This window comes from Natronomonas salina, assembly GCF_013391105.1.
Classification (GTDB): Archaea; Halobacteriota; Halobacteria; order Halobacteriales; family Haloarculaceae; genus Natronomonas; species Natronomonas salina.
Genome location: NZ_CP058335.1, coordinates 2,101,264 through 2,121,243, shown reverse-complemented (window position 1 = coordinate 2,121,243; position 19,980 = coordinate 2,101,264). Strand labels below are relative to the sequence as shown.

The following is a 19,980-nucleotide window of genomic DNA, read 5'->3' as shown; positions in this document are numbered from 1 at the left end:
CTCAGTCTCGCTTCAATCTCTCCCGCCGGCTCTCGAATTCGTCGTCTGAGAGGTCGCCGCGAGCGTACGCTGCTCGGAGTTCCTCAATGGCAGGGTCGGAGACGTCCTTGGCCGACCGGCGTACCAGCCGGTAGATGAGGTAGCCGACGCCCCCGATGACGGCGAGCATCACCACCCACATCAGAATCCACATCCACGTCCCGTCTGCGTTCCCCCACATGCCGCTGTCGGCCATGTGCCCCCAGCCCCAGACCCCCATCATCGGCATCATGAGTGCCATCATCAGGAATGGGAGGAGCACGACGACGGCGACCACGACCAGCAAAATCCGTACCAGATCGTTCTCCGTGGCCATGGGTCAAGTTCGACCGAACGCCAGATAAAATCTCCCTCCGAAACCCGGCCGTGTGGGAGCCCACGATCCAGCGGCACTGGGGCTCAGAGCTCGACCTGCTGAGGGATAAGCGCCAATCGAGAGGGTTCTCCAGGGGATTAGGGGATGTGGATGTGGAGTCAACGGTGAAGACACTCGAGGAGCGTGTCGAGGCGATTGATGATAAGTTGGTTCGGCTACGGAATAATGAGCAGCGGTCAGAAGCAGATCTACGTGCGTAAATCAAGGACGAAGTGCAGCAGATACTCGAAGAGAATCGGTAATTGAAGTGGGGTGTCGTTGACAGAGACTGTTAGCTGGCGCCGGACATCGGTTCGGCGGTACGTGTTATTTCGTAGCTGCCTCTGCCCTCAGAACCCTTAGTCATCTGCATGAAATTAGCCTAGTATCTGCACTTACTTTTGAGCTAGTCGGGTACCGTAATAGGTAAGCGATTCCGTCCCATCAGCGGGGACAATGCGGAATGTAGGTGGAAGCCTGACAGCACTCAATGGTCGTCGCCTCCTATTCGCGCTCGGTGGGCTCTACCTCGCTCTCGCCGCCGGCTGGCCACTCCTCGTCCCTGGCAATCCGCCACTCGCGAACATCGAAGTCGTCGGAATCATCGTCGGCGGCTCCGGCCTCGGCTTACTCGTAGCAGCCTACTGGCTCCCCCGCAGCGACATCCACCCCGATAGCTTCCCCACGATTCTCAGATGGTGTCTCGGCGCAATCGGCGCTATGTTCGCTATCTTACTTCTCGTCGCGGGCATTGCCGGTCTCACCAACGTCATCGAGAACATCCTCATCCTCACCAGCCTCGCGAGCCTCGCCGGCCTTGGCATCGGTTTCCAGAACGCGAAGGCATACACACGGGCGCTGAACGCCGAGGAGCGACGCCGGGAAGCCGAACGCTACAGCCGGGAGCTCGAACGCTACGAGACCATCGTCGAAACCGTCCACGACGGCATCTTCGTTGCCGACCACAACGATACGTTCACCCTCGTCAACGACGCGTACACAGAACTCGTCGGGTACGACCGCCAGACCCTCCTCGGCTCAAACGTCTCCCTCGTCGTTAGCGGAGACATCGAAACTTTGGCCGCTGAGTTCGAAGCTGAAACGCAGGCCAACCCGGAAAAGGCGGGAACGTTCGAGGCAACGCTCGAAACCGCGTCTGGCGAACGTATCGAAACGGAAGCTACTGTCGCGCGCCTGCCACAGCAGGCGGGAGAGGGTCCAGACTACGTCGTCGTCGTCCGCGATGTCACCACTCGCAATGAACGCAAGCGCGCCCTCGAGCAGGCGAATGAGCGACTCAAGTCCTCGAATGAACGTCTCGAACACTTCGCCTATGCGGCATCACATGATTTGAAAGAGCCGCTCCGGATGGTCTCGAGTTATCTGCGATTGGTCCAGCGCCGAGCCGATGACGAACTGTCCGACGAAACCAGGGAGTACCTCGAATACGCTGTCGATGGCGCCGACCGGATGGGCGCGATGATCGACGGTCTCCTCCAGTATTCACGCGTCGAGACGCGTGGCAATGCGTTTGAACCGGTCGATTTGAACGACGTCGTGGCCGACGTCCGATCCGACCTTGACGTCCGAATCAGCGAGAGCGACGCTGCGATCACCGTCGAAGAGTTACCGACTGTTGCCGGGGACGAACATCAACTTCGCCAGGTCTTCCAGAACCTCATAACCAACGCGATTGTGTACAGCGGAGACGACCGGCCTCGAATCTCCATTGACACCGAGCGAAGCGGCGACATGTGGACGGTCTCGGTTCGGGATCACGGAATCGGTATCGAGCCAGAGTACCAGGACAAGATCTTCGAGGTCTTCCAGCGTCTACACGCGGAAAGTGAGTACTCGGGGTCAGGTATCGGATTAGCGCTCTGTGAACGGATCATCGAACGGCATGGTGGCACTATCAATGTGGACTCCGAGCCTGGGGAAGGAGCAACGTTTTCGTTTTCACTACCAGCTGTCTCTCAGGTAGCGTCAAAATCTGGTGCTGGTGATTTGTCGGATGACGGTTGAAGGATGGGTGCGTTAGAATGTCGAGTCTGATTCTTCACCGATCGTTCCTGTAGTAGTATCATGGATTGACCGATGGGGTATCATGCGATAACGCTTATCGGAGATTTCGGGCTTGCAGTCAGTCTTGTTCAAAGGCGGGAGCTCACAGTCGTTTGTTTCCGTTTTTTGTACGCCATTCTCGGTGACGATGGACATGATCTCGATTCTGGGGGTTCGGCATTTCTGCTTCACGCTTATGGGTTTGGTCAGAGAGGGTGGCTGATTTGACGCCTGTACTGGCAGATTAGGGTGGAATCGATTCCGGGAGTCCCGTCTGACCACCTGCGTCGTAATCGTGTCGATGACGCGGCTTCACGTCGATAGAGAAACGAAGAATGTCGATCCTTCACCAGGCTCGGATTCGACCCATATCTCACCACCATGGCGCTCGACAATTCGTTCACAGAGAGCGAGACCGATGCCGGTGCTACGGTGCTCCCCGTGTGGATGAAGCCGTTCAAACACGTCGAAGATACGGTCCTGGTCGTCAGAATCAATCCCTATCCCTTCGTCGCTGATCGATACCACTACCTCCGACTCCCTCTCGGCCTCAACCGAAATGTGGACGTGTGGTGGATCGTCCCCACTGTATTGAATCGCGTTCTCCAGGAGATTCTGGAACACTTGTCGGAGTTGGTTGACATCCCCTTCGACACATGGGAGCTCTTCGACGACGACCTCACCCTCACTCTCCTCGATCAGCTGCTGGAGATCGGTTTGGACATCCGCTATCACGTCGTTCAGATCGACGGCTGTGAACCTCGATCCCGCCCCTTCCACCCGTGAATAAGCGAGTAGGCTATCGACCATCTCGCGCATTCGATCAGCGCCGTCGACCGCGTATCCGAGGAATTCGTGGGCCTCTTCGCTCAACTCGTCCCCATGGCGAGTTTCGAGCAACTGGAGGTACGTGGAGACCATCCGAAGCGGTTCCTGGAGGTCATGCGATGCTGCGTGAGCGAAGTTTTCGAGCCGTTCGTTCGTCGCCCGGAGACGGTCATTCAGGGCCTTGAGTAGTTGTTCATCCTTCTTCCGCTCGGTGATGTCGATCAGCGCCCCAGGGAACGTGCGTGGGGTCCCGTCGTCGGCACACTCCACATGGCCGCGAGCGAGGACCCACCGACGTTCGCCCGCTTCGTTCCAGACACGGTACTCCGCCTCGTACTCTCCGCACGACTCGACGGCCGCGTCGATTTTTCGTTCGACCCGTTCGCGGTCTTCCTCATGGATGGAGGAGACGAACCGCTCCAGTGAGACACCCTCGCGTGCTGCGTCAGGATCGACTCCGAACTTCTTGGCGAATGACGGGCCTGTAACGAACTCGTCGTCGGGGATACTCCACTCCCACGTGCCGACGGCACCGGCCTCGGCCGCTGCCTCCATCTGCAGTTTCGCATCGCGGATCGACTGTTCGCGTTCTCGCCGTTCGAGTTCGGCACTCAGCCAGTTACTGAGTAGTTCGATGACCGTCACGTCCCATTCGGAGAACTCCTCGTCGCGGGGATTCATCCCGTAAAAGCAGAACGTTCCATAGACGCCGTCGTCAGCGTACACGGGGGTCCCAAGATAACACGCGATCCCCCACGTTGAGTCTGCTAACTCTGGAGCATCTGCTTCGACGTCTTCGATGACGAGCGTTTCTTCGGTTTCGATGACGTGCTTGCAGTTCGGAAGCTCCGAGAGCGGAACCGATGTCCCGGCCTCCAATTCAACGTCCGTTGGGGCGTCCAGGGCCTCAAATACATATGTAGTATCGTCAACAAAAGAGAATGTCGCATATTCCGTGCCGACGGCCTCCCGGACGACTGCTAAGAGTTCTTCAACCTGTGCGATAAACGGCTGGTCGGTATTGGCGATGACGTCTGAAACCTGTTGGAGGGTCCCTTCGCGATCCTCAAGTTCAGCTAGAAGTTCTACTCGAGAATCGGTAGAGGAAGCCCGGTCACTCATTATTGCCCCAAACGGATAGCAGACTGAAAGGTCATTCCATCAGATGCAATTTAGGGCACTCCGCCATGCGCTACTTATTGGCCGATAGTCTCTGAATCGCTGATCGCTATCAACGGGAATGGTCGATGTGTATCGCTTGTAGTGGCGGAGTTGGCGAGGCTTGATTTAGGGGATTACCGACTGGCCCAGCCTTGCTGTAAACGTGCAGGGGGTTTCGGCGATTGAGGATTGGAAGATAGGCACGTGTTTTGTACTCTCACGAGTAACTACCAGCATGGAGATTGGTGACCAAGCACCCAGCTTCGCACTCCCAGGGACAGAGGGCCATGAGACATCCCTGTACACGCTGGATGACCATATCGCCAGTGGTGTGGCCATCCTGCTGTTCTATCCGTTCGACTTCAGCCCCATTTGCACTACAGAACTCTGTGAATTTAGAGACGCTGAATTCCTCGAGTTCACACCAAACGTCGACGTCCTCGCCATCTCGACCGACAGTGTCTATGCCCATCGAGAATTCATCAACCGCTACGACCTCCCCTTCCCGCTGCTGAGCGATAACTCCGGAGACGTCAGCGCTGAATACGGCCTGAAGTACGACGAGTACGAACAGCACGAAGCCGTCACGCAACGTGCCCTCATTGTCATCGACGACACTCAGGAAATCGTGTACACATGGACGGAAGACGACGCAAGCGCAGAATTTGATATCGCTGTCCTAGACGACGTTCGTAAAAACGTTGATATATTCCCTTCTCAAAATTGAGACCACTCATACGTAGAAGAGAGTGTTCCACGAACGGATGACGCTATCCTGATTCGCGAGAGTCTGATAGGTACAACCGCCGGTGGAGAGGGCGCGTTAGTGCGTCTGGATGCCGTCGACCCCGTACGTTTAATCTCTGACAGTCATCGTGGTCTCTATGTACGATCTCACAGCATTTCAACGGGACCTGCTCTATGTGACTAACGGGCTTGATGAGCCACACGGACTCGCCATCAGAGACGAGTTGGAGAACTACTATGAGATAGAGGTCCATCACGGACGTCTCTACCCGAACCTGGATACTCTCGTCGAGAAGGGTCTCGTTGAGAAGAGTGACCTCGATGCTCGGTCGAACGTCTATACGGTGACGCGTCGTGGCCGGCGGGAAATTGAAGCACGGGCGAACTGGATTGCCCAATACGTCGACTGAAGGCTCTCATCTGCGCGGGACAGGGTGCCCACAGTTAGAGCTCTACAGGCGATTCTATCGCGGAGTCTGCTTCGATGAGCGTCGAGATCTGTGGCTGCAGTCGGTCGAGCTGCTCGGTCGGCTCCACCAGTCCCCGATCCTGATTATAGGTGATGAGTCGGGTCGATTCGATCTTCGGGAGGTGAACGTGATGAAGCAAGAGCTGCAACTCTGAGAGGCGCCCCTCCGGAATCTCCATCACGGATATGTTGTCGTTGTGTTTGATGATGGCCTTCGTAAGATCGTTCACCGTCAGGGGTCGCTGCTCGTCTGCGAGTGCTGCGAGAATGATACGACGATACCGATGCCCACTGAGGTCAAGGACTGGGTGAGATGCAGTCGAACCCTCGCTCATTAGAAGGCTTGAGTTTCGCGACGTAGTTCGCTCTGGCTTTTGAGTATTCAACTCCTTTTTAGGCGGCTTATCGAGACGGTGTCGTTACGTCCAAGAGCGTGTTCCCGAGGACCTGGTTAGTGCCACGTCGGAGGCGAGACGCGACGGCTTGCGGTGAAATGTCGAGTTCATCTCCGAGTTCCTGCAGTGTCACCTCGCGAGGGGATTCGTAGTAGCCACGCTCGTAGGCGAGCACCAGTGCTTCCTGCTGGGTGTCAGTGAGTGCTGCCTCGGTACCCGTCTCGACCGGCTGAAGTGCGTGCAGCTCGGTCAGCCTGATTGGGATGTCTAACTCCCGACAGCGAGACTGGAACGCTGCGATGTCGTTGCGATCGTCCCCACGGATCTCGAAGTTCCACTCTTTGTTTGTCCCAGTGGCCTCGATGAGTGCGATGTCGGTCTCGGTCAGCACGCTGAGCACGTCGACGTAGTCGACCGCCCATTCGACGCGCAGCAAGTGCTCGTCATCGACGGCATCGACGAACTGGATCGCTTCCACGCCTGGATGGTCAGTGAACGCCCCCTCGATATCATCGACGTCCGTTCCCCGAACCCAGAAGTAGGGAATCACCACGTCCCGCGCGGGGATGATCCGCTCCAGTTCGACGGTCACGTCCGGTAATTGTTCGAAGACGGTACCCAAGGGAAATTGGTCGGCAGGTACCGTGAACGTCGCTTCAGTAGCCATACCCGAATCGATGTGTCCTGTCGAGAAAGGGCTACTGCCAGTCCACCTTCTTTGGAGGGCTGTTTGACGTCCTATCCTGACCGATATGCGGGTCTCTTGTAAGACCAGTTTGGGAAAACATGGTTTCAGGAACATCTGTCAGAACCAGCCGCGTCGGTCACGTGCTAACAGACCTAAAATTGAGTTTAGTGCGGGCGTCTATCCCATAGGGTACCGAAACCTATCCGCATATAGAACAGGCAAACGTACTTGGTTGCGCCGGCGGGAAACTGCATATGTCAGCCGATACGGTTCTCTCGTGGAAAACGTATCTCAACGCAATCGGATTGGGGTTAATAACTGCTCTCGTCTGTATTCTACTCTTTTCGTTTCTCTCAATCACTGTCGTCCCCAACACGTATTCGCTGATTCTCGGGGTCGCTGTTGCCGTTGGATACGTGCTGATTCAATGAAACGCTCTAAATCAGATAATCTCGATACGTAGCTTCCCTATACTGACCAACTCGGGCAGGTATTGATTTCGGGACGAGCTGATTGAATCAACCGTGTCATAAATGCAGAGACCTTTCAAAATATGGTGTGATATTTCTATTTCAATCAACAGATGCATCTTACTATCATAATGTGGCGGTAAGTACACCTTTTTATTCGTCTCTCAAAGTATCTGCTGCCGGATGTGTAAGCCGGCAAGGAAGGAGTGAAAGGGCTCTGGCAAAACCTGGTCGCTGACGAAAGAGTACAGTCATGGGTTAATCTGAACGCCACCCCCTGAAATCCGCCTACCTGTCGCGGACAGCAGCTGGTAGCAAGGGAGCGACTCATCCTCCGCTCCTGGTTCCTGTTGGACTATCGTGATGAATACGTTCTAGAGAGATTAATTCCTGTATCCCTAGACAGACCGATCGACAACGATGTTAGAGCCGTGCTGTTGGCTTGGTGAATGTGGTACAACCACCTCGTCTCCCAGCCATCGGCGAGATTAATCTCCAGTCGTGGTTGTGGCTACGTCATGAAGGGGGTGATCGACGCGATGTTCTGGGCCACGGTTGCCACCCGGAGGATGAACGCTATCAGGAGCGCAAGCGGGATGAAACCAACCACAACCACCACGAGTGTGAAGACGAATATCGCTGGCATCGGGGCAGCCGCCGTGGAAAAGGAAGCGAGATAGATGAGTAATGCGACCGGGAGAGAAACAGCCACTACACCCACGTACAGAAGCGAGCGAGAGAGCTTCGCGAGTTCCTCCTTCATAAATGCGGTCGTAAAGTACTGTCGCGCAATGTCGAGATTCTTCAGATCCGCACTCAAGGCATCGAGCGTGGCGTGCAGCTGTTCATGCTCACCCTCATCGTAGGCCGATTCAAGTTGATGGCATTCCTGAATGTGGGTTGCATATTCGATCCCGAGGAGGGGAACGATCACCGACGCGATCTTATCTGATGCTGTTCCGAGTTGGTCGCTAATCTGGGCACATTCCTCCGGGAGCTCATCGATAAGGTGGGTTCCCGGTTCATCGGTCGAGTCGGGGAGGAGTTCAGCCAGCGACCTGGCGCGGTCGTGGGTCTGCTGGAGGAGCTGTTCCAGGAAGTCCCCTGGGTCGGTCGGTGGTGCCGGCTGGTCGAGGGCTGCCTGCCGGTAGTCGGCTGTCTGGCCGACTTCCTCACGGAGCGATCCCGGCGATTCCAGTTCCTGGGAGAGGATCACCTGATTGATCGCGACCACAAGGGTGATGAGCGTAATGTTCCCTCCGATCAATGCACTTGCGATATAGATCGGCGGCGTGAGATTGCGGATGGCGAACCGTAAGATGAGCGGGATGAGCACCACCATAGTCATGATGAAGAGCACCCCAGTGGCGACGCTGAATCGGTTCCCTGACAGGAGCACCCATCGACTGAATCGGTCGTCCATTCGTTGACTGGTACTTCACCAGGCAGCCGGAAAAGGTGTGCTCTCTCCCCCATCCCCTCTTTGTATTAGGATTTGATTCTCTGATTGTGACCAATCTTTGTGCCTGACCTGTACTGACCGAATCAAGAGTAGTATGGTTCCAGCTCGCCGAGACTGGAGCAGTCAAAGGATGATTCTGCGTATTGATTACTGTGATTCAATCTGAGAGGGAGATCATTCACTGAATCAATCCGAATGGAGCAGGCTTATCGCTCAGATTTCAGGAGACCATATCGGTACTCATCTACGTATCGGCCGAACCCATACCAGTGTTCGCGGAGAACCCCTTCTTGCTGAAACCCGAGTTTCTCTAGCACTCTATTCGAAGCCTCGTTGTCCCCGACTGTACGGCCCCAGACCTTGTGGAGACCAAGCTCATCGAAAGCATGTGTCAAACAGAGATCCGCCGCTTCGGTCGCGCATCCATTGCCCTGACGATCAGGGGTAATCCAATAGCCTAACTCGGCCTTGCGGCCCTCCAAGTCAATATTCTTGATAGAGGCACACCCAACAGGCGTCCCGTCTTGACATACTAGGAACATATGATGATTGCCGACCTCAATTTTGGCCGCGATGTCGTCTTCGGTAACTGGTGTACGAACGGTTTCGTATCCAGCGTGCCGCAACTTCGGATTGTTGAGGTTGCCTACGAGGAACTCGTAATCCTCTGGCTGAACTGCGCGAAGTGTCACTTGCTCTCCTTCAAGAAATATTGGCCCTGGCATACGCCGAATTTTGTAGAGGGTATCAGGTAAATTATTATGCTATTCTACAATGGTAGATGTAGCCGTCGTTTCTGGATACAGTCTCTAGATAGACCGAAACGGTGCAGAAGGATCCAGCGCAATAGGACTGGATAAGTCGAATGACTGAGCCTGTAAATAGCCGGCCCTTCTGAGGATTCACTCGTTCCCTCAAACGTCTAATTTATGTGAAAAAGGAGTCCTTATTACCTCTTCGAAACATATCCTGCGTATGCCCCAACCCTCCGATGTAGCGCGCCAGGTTGTCAAGACGGTCGCAGACTACGAGAACTCCTCGCTGAACGACCTCCCACCGTTAGAAGACAAAATCGATTCCGAGACGTACCACCAAATAGCATCCTTCGAGAGTGAACTGACCGAGCCACTCACCTTCGAGTACCTCTTTTACGACATTACAGTACTGCCTGAGGGGGAGGTCATCGTTACGCCGTGAGGAACTGAGTGGTTCACCTCCTGTACGGACCGATCCCTGGCTGCTGCGTTCGGTACCACACAACTCTATCGATTCCAAGAGAGAGCCTGTCCGCGTCTGTTGACCATATTCTGACGAGAGTCGACCTTGTTAATACTCCACGCAGCCTATCAACCATATGGACTGCAACATCTGTGAGGGACCTGATGGAAAACGTACTGAGCTAACGTACAAAAACGGCGACATCTATCAGATGTATCTCTGTCGGGGTTGCATCGATAGGTTCGCAACCGACGTAACAGTGAGAAGAGTCGAACAGTTCCCAGGTCTCTGAGCCCGAGAGGAGGTTCAAGAGTAACTCTCCAGAGATTTTAATCGAGGTTCAGTCCTCTATGTGATGGCTTCATACGGCGGCCGGTTTCCATTCCACTCCATTCAGTATCGCCAGCTGTCTTTCCCCAGGACCCCTATCGGGCGGTCCGTTACCTACATCCACCGATCTGTGAGTAAGATGGTTTCAGCGCGTCGAGACTGAATCAGCCCAACGAATGAGCCTGCTCGTGGACTGGCGATCTCGATTCTTCAAAGCGGGGATAATATCGGATATTTTCAGGGATGTTGTATAAATATCTAATTGGTGATAATAGCTTAGGTAGTGGGAGGACATAGGTGTTAGAACGTATGGTTGGGGCCATTTCAGAAGCGATAGTAGAATGTCAGGAGTGTGCGTTTTCGAAAACCGTCCACCCAGATGATGGGGCGTTACCAGCAGACGTGGTAGTTGAACACGGGAGAGAGACAGGGCACAAGCTTTCAGTAGGTGCAATTCAGGAATGACACCTCTGTATCGACTGATTCGGGAATAGATTGGTCCAGGATATTTGACTGAATCAACCGTGCGAGTGGGCCTGCATCTTGGGCAGTCAGTTCTCCGAACTCGCTCAGCCAGAGCGTGTGTGGGGTATCATGTGGCGATGAGAACAACCGCGACGGCACCAAGTGCGATGCCGAGAGCCTTCTTCACGGTGACCGCTTCGCCCAGCACGACGATTCCGAGGAGTGCACCACCGACAAGGAACATCCCGAAGATCGGGATGACGATACTGACGGGGCCGGTTGTCAGGGCTCGGAAGTAGCCGACGACAGCCCCCGTGAGACAGATGCCGGCTGCGACTGCAAACCCGACAGACCGGCTCGTCACCGACGGGATCGACCACTCGCCGAACAGGGCCGCCACACTCGTTGCTCCCACCGCTAATGTCCCGACTGCAATCGGCATCACGGTAAACGTCGGCAGGTCTTGCAGCGCGATTTTCATAAACAGGAACGCGAACGAATAACACGCCATTGCCAGCAACGCCCACAACACGTAGTTCACGGAAGACCGCCCCCGAATTCGTAATGAATCCCTCGTCCTCGTCGGTGAGTCATCTGTTCACATAGTTGTCTGTCAACGGTGAGGATAAACCCTACTGGTGAGTGACCACGAAACCGATCCCCCAATAGGTAATCGCTTACGCTACCGAACGATATGTTTCTACCGTATACCGACCGAATCGGGAGTATGATGGTTTCGGTACGACGAGACTGAATCAGCCACACTGCCTCGCCTGCTAATGGAGGAGGGAGGTTGAACCACTGACGAGAGGTGAGCTTACTCCGGTTAGGATAGGCTCAACAGTGAATATACGTTCAAGTTACGCCTGGACAATCGACTCGCTTAACCGTCGTGTGATTGTACTCACACAATGAGATGAGACGAATCCTCTTCAGGGACAGACAGGGGCATCAGGGAACCATCACTGACGACTTGGATGTCAACTATCAGGGCCGGTGGGGAGGGGAGATCGAAGAATGCATCGAGCGGATTGATGCCCACTATCCTCCTGACGAGGTGTACAACCATATCGTGGTTGAGTTACCGGACGAAGCACCAATCGACGGCGTCGAACGGGTCAATGCTCCTCACCAAGACGGACGCTGACCAGACTCCATCAGTGATGCAGTATGCGTAATCCGACGTCCTTTCCATTCCCCGATCTATCAGGGGGTCTTAGGCCACTCTCCAACAATCGGCAGGTCTATCGCCTGTATTAATCAGATGAGGGTGACAGGTATCACTAGAGTCTGCCTCAATCAACTGTGAGGACTAGCTGGCAAATAGAGTGTCTTACTATCTGGACGAGGCCAAGTCGATGAGGAGGACTCCTGCTTGAAATAGCTTTGTGATTGGCAGGCCGAACACCTTTCCCTCCTCGGGCCAGTATTCTAGCACTTCTCGGAACACTCCGAGGGGTCGGGCCCATGCCACCAGATCAACCACTGGAGGAGGCGACCGAACTTCTCCAACAGTTCGGCTTGAAAGAGTACGAAGCCCGGTCCTTCGTCGGCCTCTCTCGGCTCGACGCGGGAACGGCGAAAGAACTCAGTGAAATCACCGACGTCCCCCGGACGCGCATCTACGACGCGGTCAAAGCCTTGGAGGAGTTGGGGCTGGTTGAAGTACATCATTCGAGCCCGAAACGATTCCGAGCAGTCACGATTAACGAAGCCACTGAGACCCTCCGAAAGACCTACGAAGGCAGAATCTCACAGCTCCAAGACTCCCTCGAGCGTGTCGATCGAGCCGAGGTAACAGAAGAAACCCCCGTCCAGGAAGTCTGGTCGATATCGGGCCAACCCAGCATCGAGACCCGGGCGAACACCCTCATCAGTTCGGCGACCGACGAGATCGTCCTGGTGATCGGCGACGAGTCGCTGCTGACCCAAGGGCTCATCACCACGCTCAACGACGTCGGTGATGGCGCCGAGATCATCATCGGGGCGTTGACCGAGTCACTGCGAGAACAGATTCAGGGGAAGGTGCCAGAGGCGACGACGTTCATCTCGGGACTGGAGTGGCTTCACGGTCCCGGGCGATCCGAGAAGGACACCGAGATCGGTCGTCTCCTCCTGGCCGACCGTTCGGCGATCCTGGTCAGTACGCTCGTGTTGGCGACGGAGTCCGAGCACGCGATCTTCGGCGAAGGGTTCGGGAACGGGATGATCGTGATCGCCCGCCGACTCCTCTCGCAAGGACTACTCCCGAGACGTGATCCTGGAGTCTAAGAGGAACCGTATGCATCCCACGATCAACCGCGTCTCGTTGAACAATTTACGACATGCGGTATTTGGCATGCAATGAAATACGGTACGAGACCTTGCTGGTCAAAATACGTTTGTTCATTGATAGCATACACTATACTGAAGGCCACAAGATGATGGTCGGGAACCCAGTAGCAATACTGGAGCCACCATCCTACGATCATCAGCGACCGCTGTGTATCATCCCTAGATGACTTGATGCGTGGACACCTTTTACAGCGGGGACGACATCGTTCGGGGTATGGCTACTGAGGCGACCGTCACCGTCCCAGCCGACCAATTTCCTCTGGGCACCGTCTTCGCCCAACTCCCGGACGTCTCGGTCGAATTAGAGCGATTAATCCCCTCACGAGACGTGGTGATCCCGTACTTCTGGGTGCGCGGTACAGAGGTCGAGGACATCGAGGCGGCGTTCACCGAGCATCCGGGGGTGAAAGACATCCAACTCGTCGATTCCGTCCAGGACGAGTACCTCCTGCGGGTCGAGTGGTCACTCGAGTACGACGATGTCCTGAGTGTGCTGACCGAGACCGACATCCCGCTCATCAAAGCAACCGGCACGAACAAGGAGTGGACGTTCGATATACGGGGAGACTCTCGAAGCGATGTTGCAGCCTTTCACTCGCGCTGTCGAGAGGTCGGGATTCCGGTGACACTGACGGCACTGCACGATCTGACACCAGTCGAAACCGAAACCGAAGCGGCACTCACGGACAAACAGGAAGAAGCACTGGTGCTCGCCTTCGACCGTGGATACTTCGAAACTCCGCGTGAGGTGACGATGGAAGAACTCGGTGACGAGTTTGGGATCTCCCAGCAGGCCGTTGCGTCTCGCCTTCGGAACGGAATCAAGCACATCCTCGACGATACGCTCCCAGAGACAGAGCAGTCGAATGACTAACCCGCATAAAAGGGTGTTGTATAGCCAACGGCAATTCTGACACTGCTTGCCAACCTGAGATTCGAATGAGAGTGGGGAACGGCCACTCGTCACGATGGTTGGGACCATGAACGAATGCCACGAATGCGATCAGGATGGGGCACGGGACGTTCGAGTGACATACACGACCGGCGCGACAGAGACTCTCGAGTTGTGTGATCGCTGCGTGATGCAATTCGAGAACGGCGGGTTCGTTACGGAGGTTGTTCGAACAGAACTGACCCACTAACCACCGCTACGACCGACACACAGGTTGGATCAGATTGCCAGTTGACGGTCAACTCAACGGGATACGTTGATCACTTGCATTGGTCGATCGGGAGTGTGTGGGGTCGGTGAAGGCTTCGTCAGCGATACTGGATGTCGTTTACCTCCTGTTTCGTTCACTCCACTATTGGAGAACCAGCCTACCTATCCATTCCGCGGTAATCGCACTCGGTCGATCTCTACGACCGCGGGGTCAGCGATATAGCGAGTAATGCAGCGCTCGCATACGAACCCTTCAAGGGAATCACCGCTATCGAAGGTCACCTCCGTCAATTTGCCTCCGCCCCCCTCACAGTCTATGCAGTCCATGATTGACTATGGGTTCTGCACCGAATGCCTATGACCGTTGTACTCACAGGCTGTATATAGTGGGGAGGACGAACGCTCTGCTATCGTGCGGTGAGCCGGAAACGAAGGCCTGCCGTCTGCGCGCCAGACTATGCTATATGCCACCTGTATCGACCGGATTGGGGGTGGAATGGTTCCAGTGCGTCAAGACTGCTGAATCAGTCGAACGACCGGGCCTGCTTACTGACCGGCGGAGGATACGGTGTCCTTTCCAACGGGACGGGACTCAGAGGTACTATTAACTCTTACTGGAGGCAATCTTCTCTCATGAGTTCCCCAACTGATGGGCAGACTCGGTATAACGAACTCCGTTCGACTCTCGGAGGCGTCACCGTCGAGGGACAAGCCCACTCGCTCAGCGCGTGGTTCGTCCTCGCGTTACGCCTCGTCATCGGGTTCGCGTTCCTCTACTCCGGCGTCGAGAAGATCCTCGGCGGGTTCGCCGCTCAGGGGTATCTCGGGAACGTCGCTGCAACCAACGGGAATCCCCTCGAGGGCATGTTCCTCTGGATGAGCCAGACCCCCTGGTTCGTCGAGTTCGTGAACGTCGCCGTTCCGTGGGGCGAAGTAGCCATCGGCCTCGGCATCATCGTCGGGCTGTTGACCCGCCTAGCCGCGTTCTTCGGCGCACTCATGATGCTGTTGTTCTACTTCGGGAACTGGGATATGGCGCACGGCCCCATCAACGCTGACTTCATGTACATGTTGGTGTTCCTCTCGGTGGCCGCCTTCGGCGCTGGCCGCATCCTCGGACTCGATCAGTACGTCGAACAGTACGAGATCGATGGCGAGCCCTTCATCGAGAAATACCCACAGCTCGGCCTCATTCTGGGCTGACTGAACCGTCCGGAAGCAGACCGGGAACACCCGCGTCCACCGATTGCTTCCTGAAGCATCTCGCTGACCGATCCCTACGTCCCCTGTACCGACTGATTCGTAAATATCCTAAACACCGAACCCGAGGGATGACTTCAGCCCGCCGATAAATGCGTGTCCGTGGATGGGAGATAGAGCGGCCGCCGGTGGGTATTACAGTAATTGTTTTTCTTCCAGGTCGTCCCAAATAGCCTGACCAGTTTCGGTGAGTCCGTAGACGCGACCTTTCCGACGCTCCTCGTCGACGAGAAGTTCGACGCAGTTGTTCTCCCGGAGTTGCGAGAGAGCATTGCTGATATTGGCAATGGAAACATCCGCTCGCTCGGCTATCTGTGAGGGCGTTGACGGGTTCTCGTGCAATTCGCGGATAACGATCTTTCGATACCGCGAGGAAACGATAAATCCTATGTTATTCCATTCGTCCGTCATGCCGATAGACGTATTCACCTGCAGATAGCTCATAGTTTTATTTCGCCTACTATGTATAATTTGACAATTCACCAACTTGTGACATCCCTTCAGACGAATCCGGTGACGCTTCCTTCTGTTCACCGAATATGAGCCTTGACTCGTATTTCACGCCTTCCTCTCGATGAGTGAGAGCGTCTGAGAGGAGCGGACAAGCGAAATCAACTCATCGGTATCGAGCGGTTTCGTCATGAACCCGTCAACGCCAAGATCAGCTGGCACGATGGAGTCTGGGTCTTGCATCGAACCCGTCAACACGATCGTAAATATATCCGGTCCGGATTCATCGGGGAGTCGACGGATGATTTCATCACCAGTCGCTGTTGGAAGGCGCCAATCGAGAAAGACTATATCCGGTACTGCTTGATCGGCAAACTCACCGCGCTGGTGGACATAATCGAGGGCTTGGTCTGCAGTAGAGACGTGGGCAATCGGATTGGTGATATCCGCCTCGGAAAGATATTCCTGAAAGAGCCTAGCGTCTCCCGGGTTATCTTCCACGATGAGAATCTCGGCTAGAGAGCCATTCTTCTCGATATACCATCCCATTACCTTCTTGATTAGGGTGGTTGTTTAAGTACCTTTTCTATAGGTTCGTTGATATTATCCTAAATTCCCTTTCCAGATCCCCGTTCCAAAATGCGAGCCCCCTCCGCCAGCCAGTCCCAATCCGACTGTATAGAGCCTACAATCCACGAATCCCACACCCCGACGTGGCTAACCGTAAAGAGGGATCTGCTAATCATCGTAGTCTCCGCCCCCACGCTATCTTCCAGTCAGCTCCCCGTGACGCTACTTGGGGCTGGGGCGATTGAGTCGCTACGCCACGCCAACAGCATGATTGCTATCGCTCCTCGGTGAGTGCCCCAGGTAAACGCTCGGGGTCAACAACGATCTTCTGCCGACCTTTCCGTACGCGTGCAATCTGTCCGTCGGCCTCCAGCTCTGAGAGATCACGACTGACCTTTGCCGGCGAAAACCCAGTTTCAGTGACCACGTCTTGCTGCCACATCCGTCCCTCGTGGGCATCAAGTAGGGTGAGAATCTGCTCTTCCGAGGAAATCATCTTCTCGTGTTCGATAATCGTGGGCGTAGTGTTCGCTGGGGCTGTCCCGGACGATGGGTTCTCGCTGTTTTGGGGGTTGTCTTGGAGAGTATTCGGTACGCCCTCTTTGACGGCGCTCACGAGGACGTTTACGACGTTCATTCCTGCTCACCTGCCTTTGGACCCGCGAACTGCGCGTTTGACGTGTGGATACATGCGAACGCAACCAGAATACGCGCTATGGTGGGCAATAGCCAGGTTGTCCGTTGGTTTCTGTCCTCCCTCATGCGAGCGCTCCACTGATTCACCATAATAAGTGTTCTTGTCAACTCGGGGAGTAAACTTATTGGATAACCAGTTAGGTATGTTTATAGATAACAATGGGAGCCAAGAATAAGCATCGGGTAGGTAGATGCGTCTCCTCAGCTGCGGCCACCCTGGGTACTTCGAATATACAAAAGGCGTCGTGTCTATCGCCTGTAGTGGCCGATTTAAAGTGGCTTAAATTGTGGAGCCACCCACTGCCCATCCGTGGCGTAAACGTGCTTAGCGATCGATCTCGTTTATGCCTGACTGGGGTCTCTGCCAATTTACTCAAAAAACCATAGTATTATTTGTTAACGCATACCCATGTCGGGGTGGGATAATGTCCAAATTAGAGGGGAACAAAGGTGTTTTGCGAAGTGCCGATTATGCGGTTCGATATTTTCCGCGATAGTTCGATCAGATGGGACAATTAAATCGATCAGCATTGCCCCTGACTGCACCTGTGGGGAGGCTGACTTCTGTCGGATGAACGGGGCGGGCAGCGACTGATTTTCCCCTCGCGACCGATTAGTGTCGTTCCTCTAGAGGCCCCCCGATATCCCGAGGGGGCAATCGCTCATTGTTCTCCCATCCAAGATAGCTGTCTCCACTGCACGCAGAGCAGTTCTTAGTTTTATCTCGTTTGACGTAAATCGGAGTGGTTCTAGGTGCTTTACCATTTGAGTCATTACCCCCAGTGACGGAGAGAATCGGCGGCCAATCCCGATCATCTGCCAGTAACAACCATTGGCCGTCTTTCTGAGACCATTGTATCGGCCAACGTCGCCGATGCAGTCCTCGTAACCTGTGGCACCGCCCTCAGGACACCAACAGCACCGTCGAGTAATCGTTCCTGCGAGTATTCTCAGGGGCCTGTGGGCAGTGGCTCAGGGAGTCATGAGTACTACTCGTTGCCGTCTGCGGATGTACGAGTTTTAATTGACACCGAGCGCCTTTTATCAACTTCCAGTAATATGTATGACGTTATGATATTCTCTGACCGAAAGGAAAATAATCCCGGACCGGTTATACTAGCAAGGAATAACCAAATGGCTAGTTTTGCACTCGTTGACGACATACTCCGCGCGCTAGCGGACCACGACCGCCGCCTCGCACTTTACTACCTCCAGGCGGAGGACGAGGCAGAGATCGAAATGCTCGCTCGGCAGGTCGTCGCCTGGAGCGAAGAGAAACCCATCGATGAGATAACCGACGACGAACTTCAGCAACTCATCATGGAGTTTCGGCACAATCACCTCAATCGGCTTCGAGATGCCGGCTGCATCGAGTACGATGAACGGACTGGGATGGTTCGGTACATGGACCCTCCAACGATCCTTGAAGGATTATTGGGTGTGCTTGCCCCGCTCGAACACCCAGAGGAAAATTGAGTTTACCACCAGATGAGGAATCCACTCTCTTGACCTGCCAGGCCGTCACTCCTACTTTCGCCCCTCCAACGAGCGTTTCCACGCTCCACTAGGTAATCACCCTCTGCTACAGCTTAGAGGTGGCCGCATTAAGTTCGGTCACAGTGATAGCGTATTTTGCGACCGCACTCGCACTCGGATCTGTTGTCTGTCCCGGTGAACGATACTTCCCCACCACAATCACAATTGATGTATCCTGTTTTCATCATTACACCAACGAAAAGGGATTAACCTTCTCCGTCGTTCGTCACAACACCCTCAATCTGCTTATACCTATATCGCCGTTCTCAGAACAAGAAAACAACGAGTCGAATCAGGACTGTCAATTCCATCTCCATCCCGGACCGGATCTATCCAACAGTAGAGGTATCTTTTTTTGATCAACTCCCCGGATACACCGCAGGTAGCGAAGCAGCAGTACTCGCATCCCCATCACTACCCCTTGCTGTTCGGTTTCTCAGAAGCGCCAATTCGAGTCTTGATTCACCCCGCTCCAATTCAGTGCCCTGTGAACTCAAATTCTATCGAACCACAACCCGGGCACGCCTCCCACTTTCTCGGTTCAGGGGAAGAGGCGTTCTTCGAGTACGTGACAAATCCGCAGTTGAGACATTCGATATACTCTGCCAGGCTCGACATCTTGAATGGATGGAGAATCGCTACCACCTTCAGTAATATCCCTAGTGATGGATGTAAGTAAGGTCTAAAACTGGTATTCAAAAATAAAGGGCCGGAGTGAGCTTGTTGCCAACAAGATGTGAGTCTGTAATACGAATGGCCACCGAAATCTATGGCCTACGAAGAGCCTGAAGAATGCCACTAGTATTGGAACAGCTACGCTAGGGCTGGCGAATAGGGAATAGACAGGAGACTAGAAGTAGATGTGAGGCATCCGAATGCTGCGGAGGGGACTTCTGAGGACAAGGTGAATGTCGTAGAGTTGATGGATTGTCGTTGAAGGGGTCTTTCTTGACGCCGATAGTGTGGCAGGGCTGTTCTTCCTCGGGGTTGAGATGTCTGGTCGACCTGGGCCAGATTCTCTCCCAATGCTCGATGTCATAGATGAGCGTGACAATCAGTATTCGCCTGCCAGCTGACTATGACAGAAACACCGGGTTCCAATATGAGTGGCAAGAACACGCCCTCAGATTTATATCAGAAAACCGGGGCAAGCAGACGTAGGTGGCATAGCCCCGCTACCAATCACTGAGCAAATCACCCCACCGAACGACTATGAAACTCTCACCACGGAACTCGAGCAAGCGACGACCAGAACAACACGGTCTTCGCGACCGTGCTAAG

At 54.6% G+C, this 19,980-nt stretch carries 19 protein-coding genes; 9 read left to right on the top strand and 10 right to left on the bottom strand.

Annotated features, from left to right (window positions below; translation table 11 throughout):
• Nucleotide 1 precedes the first annotated feature (1 nt).
• Nucleotides 2-355 carry an SHOCT domain-containing protein gene (locus tag HWV07_RS11150; protein ID WP_178334376.1) on the bottom strand — a complete coding sequence of 118 codons (354 nt, stop codon included), beginning with the start codon at nucleotides 353-355 and terminating at the stop codon, nucleotides 2-4.
• A 495-nt stretch (nucleotides 356-850) separates the two neighbouring features.
• On the opposite strand from HWV07_RS11150, the gene HWV07_RS11145 reads away from it, so the two are divergent.
• Nucleotides 851-2,419, top strand: a complete 1,569-nt coding sequence (locus HWV07_RS11145; RefSeq protein ID WP_178334375.1) for a sensor histidine kinase — start codon at nucleotides 851-853, stop codon at nucleotides 2,417-2,419.
• Between the two features lie 351 nt (nucleotides 2,420-2,770).
• On the opposite strand, the gene HWV07_RS11140 is transcribed toward HWV07_RS11145, so the two are convergent.
• On the bottom strand, nucleotides 2,771-4,408 hold the full coding sequence (locus tag HWV07_RS11140; protein WP_178334374.1) for an ATP-binding protein: 1,638 nt from the start codon (nucleotides 4,406-4,408) through the stop codon (nucleotides 2,771-2,773).
• 274 nt (nucleotides 4,409-4,682) lie between these two features.
• Here HWV07_RS11140 and HWV07_RS11135 point away from each other — a divergent pair, with 274 nt between their 5' ends.
• Nucleotides 4,683-5,174, top strand: coding sequence for a redoxin domain-containing protein (locus HWV07_RS11135; protein WP_178334373.1), 492 nt, complete (start codon nucleotides 4,683-4,685; stop codon nucleotides 5,172-5,174).
• A 157-nt stretch (nucleotides 5,175-5,331) separates the two neighbouring features.
• Nucleotides 5,332-5,604, top strand: coding sequence for a PadR family transcriptional regulator (locus tag HWV07_RS11130; protein ID WP_178334372.1), 273 nt, complete (start codon nucleotides 5,332-5,334; stop codon nucleotides 5,602-5,604).
• A gap of 34 nt (nucleotides 5,605-5,638) precedes the next feature.
• On the opposite strand, the gene HWV07_RS11125 is transcribed toward HWV07_RS11130, so the two are convergent.
• From HWV07_RS11125 to HWV07_RS11110, 4 genes are all read right to left on the bottom strand, one after another.
• Nucleotides 5,639-5,998, bottom strand: coding sequence for a DUF7344 domain-containing protein (locus HWV07_RS11125; protein WP_178334371.1), 360 nt, complete (start codon nucleotides 5,996-5,998; stop codon nucleotides 5,639-5,641).
• Nucleotides 5,999-6,065: 67 nt separating this feature from the next.
• Nucleotides 6,066-6,725 (bottom strand): helix-turn-helix domain-containing protein, encoded by a 660-nt coding sequence (locus tag HWV07_RS11120; protein WP_178334370.1) that lies wholly within the window; start codon nucleotides 6,723-6,725, stop codon nucleotides 6,066-6,068.
• A 1,002-nt stretch (nucleotides 6,726-7,727) separates the two neighbouring features.
• Nucleotides 7,728-8,639: a DUF7972 family membrane protein gene (locus HWV07_RS11115; RefSeq protein WP_178334369.1), complete on the bottom strand. Its 912-nt coding sequence runs from the start codon at nucleotides 8,637-8,639 to the stop codon at nucleotides 7,728-7,730.
• A gap of 245 nt (nucleotides 8,640-8,884) precedes the next feature.
• Complete coding sequence (locus tag HWV07_RS11110) at nucleotides 8,885-9,403, bottom strand: GNAT family N-acetyltransferase (RefSeq protein WP_178334368.1); 519 nt, start codon at nucleotides 9,401-9,403, stop codon at nucleotides 8,885-8,887.
• A gap of 250 nt (nucleotides 9,404-9,653) precedes the next feature.
• Between HWV07_RS11110 and HWV07_RS11105 the strand changes: the two genes are divergently transcribed.
• Nucleotides 9,654-9,875 (top strand): HalOD1 output domain-containing protein, encoded by a 222-nt coding sequence (locus HWV07_RS11105; RefSeq protein ID WP_178334367.1) that lies wholly within the window; start codon nucleotides 9,654-9,656, stop codon nucleotides 9,873-9,875.
• Between the two features lie 943 nt (nucleotides 9,876-10,818).
• Here HWV07_RS11105 and HWV07_RS11100 read toward each other — a convergent pair.
• Nucleotides 10,819-11,232, bottom strand: coding sequence for an EamA family transporter (locus HWV07_RS11100; protein ID WP_178334366.1), 414 nt, complete (start codon nucleotides 11,230-11,232; stop codon nucleotides 10,819-10,821).
• Between the two features lie 375 nt (nucleotides 11,233-11,607).
• Here HWV07_RS11100 and HWV07_RS11095 point away from each other — a divergent pair, with 375 nt between their 5' ends.
• From HWV07_RS11095 to HWV07_RS11080, 4 genes are all read left to right on the top strand, one after another.
• The gene (locus tag HWV07_RS11095; protein WP_178334365.1) at nucleotides 11,608-11,838 is read left to right on the top strand and encodes a hypothetical protein; all 231 of its coding nucleotides are present in this window, start codon (nucleotides 11,608-11,610) and stop codon (nucleotides 11,836-11,838) included.
• A gap of 320 nt (nucleotides 11,839-12,158) precedes the next feature.
• Nucleotides 12,159-12,962, top strand: a complete 804-nt coding sequence (locus HWV07_RS11090) for a TrmB family transcriptional regulator (protein WP_178334364.1) — start codon at nucleotides 12,159-12,161, stop codon at nucleotides 12,960-12,962.
• A gap of 277 nt (nucleotides 12,963-13,239) precedes the next feature.
• The gene (locus tag HWV07_RS11085; RefSeq protein ID WP_178334363.1) at nucleotides 13,240-13,899 is read left to right on the top strand and encodes a helix-turn-helix domain-containing protein; all 660 of its coding nucleotides are present in this window, start codon (nucleotides 13,240-13,242) and stop codon (nucleotides 13,897-13,899) included.
• Between the two features lie 921 nt (nucleotides 13,900-14,820).
• A complete protein-coding gene (locus HWV07_RS11080; protein WP_178334362.1) occupies nucleotides 14,821-15,390 on the top strand; it encodes a DoxX family protein in 570 nt (189 codons plus the stop codon).
• 192 nt (nucleotides 15,391-15,582) lie between these two features.
• Here HWV07_RS11080 and HWV07_RS11075 read toward each other — a convergent pair whose 3' ends face one another.
• The 3 genes from HWV07_RS11075 to HWV07_RS11065 all read right to left on the bottom strand — a co-directional run bounded on the left by HWV07_RS11075 (nucleotide 15,583) and on the right by HWV07_RS11065 (nucleotide 17,104).
• A complete protein-coding gene (locus HWV07_RS11075; RefSeq protein WP_246279748.1) occupies nucleotides 15,583-15,891 on the bottom strand; it encodes a winged helix-turn-helix domain-containing protein in 309 nt (102 codons plus the stop codon).
• A 114-nt stretch (nucleotides 15,892-16,005) separates the two neighbouring features.
• Nucleotides 16,006-16,446: a response regulator gene (locus tag HWV07_RS11070; protein ID WP_178334361.1), complete on the bottom strand. Its 441-nt coding sequence runs from the start codon at nucleotides 16,444-16,446 to the stop codon at nucleotides 16,006-16,008.
• A 295-nt stretch (nucleotides 16,447-16,741) separates the two neighbouring features.
• Nucleotides 16,742-17,104 carry a helix-turn-helix transcriptional regulator gene (locus tag HWV07_RS11065; protein ID WP_178334360.1) on the bottom strand — a complete coding sequence of 121 codons (363 nt, stop codon included), beginning with the start codon at nucleotides 17,102-17,104 and terminating at the stop codon, nucleotides 16,742-16,744.
• Between the two features lie 1,193 nt (nucleotides 17,105-18,297).
• Here HWV07_RS11065 and HWV07_RS11060 point away from each other — a divergent pair.
• Entirely contained in the window at nucleotides 18,298-18,639 is a 342-nt protein-coding gene (locus tag HWV07_RS11060) for a DUF7344 domain-containing protein (protein ID WP_178334359.1), read from the top strand.
• The last annotated feature ends 1,341 nt before the right edge of the window (nucleotides 18,640-19,980 follow it).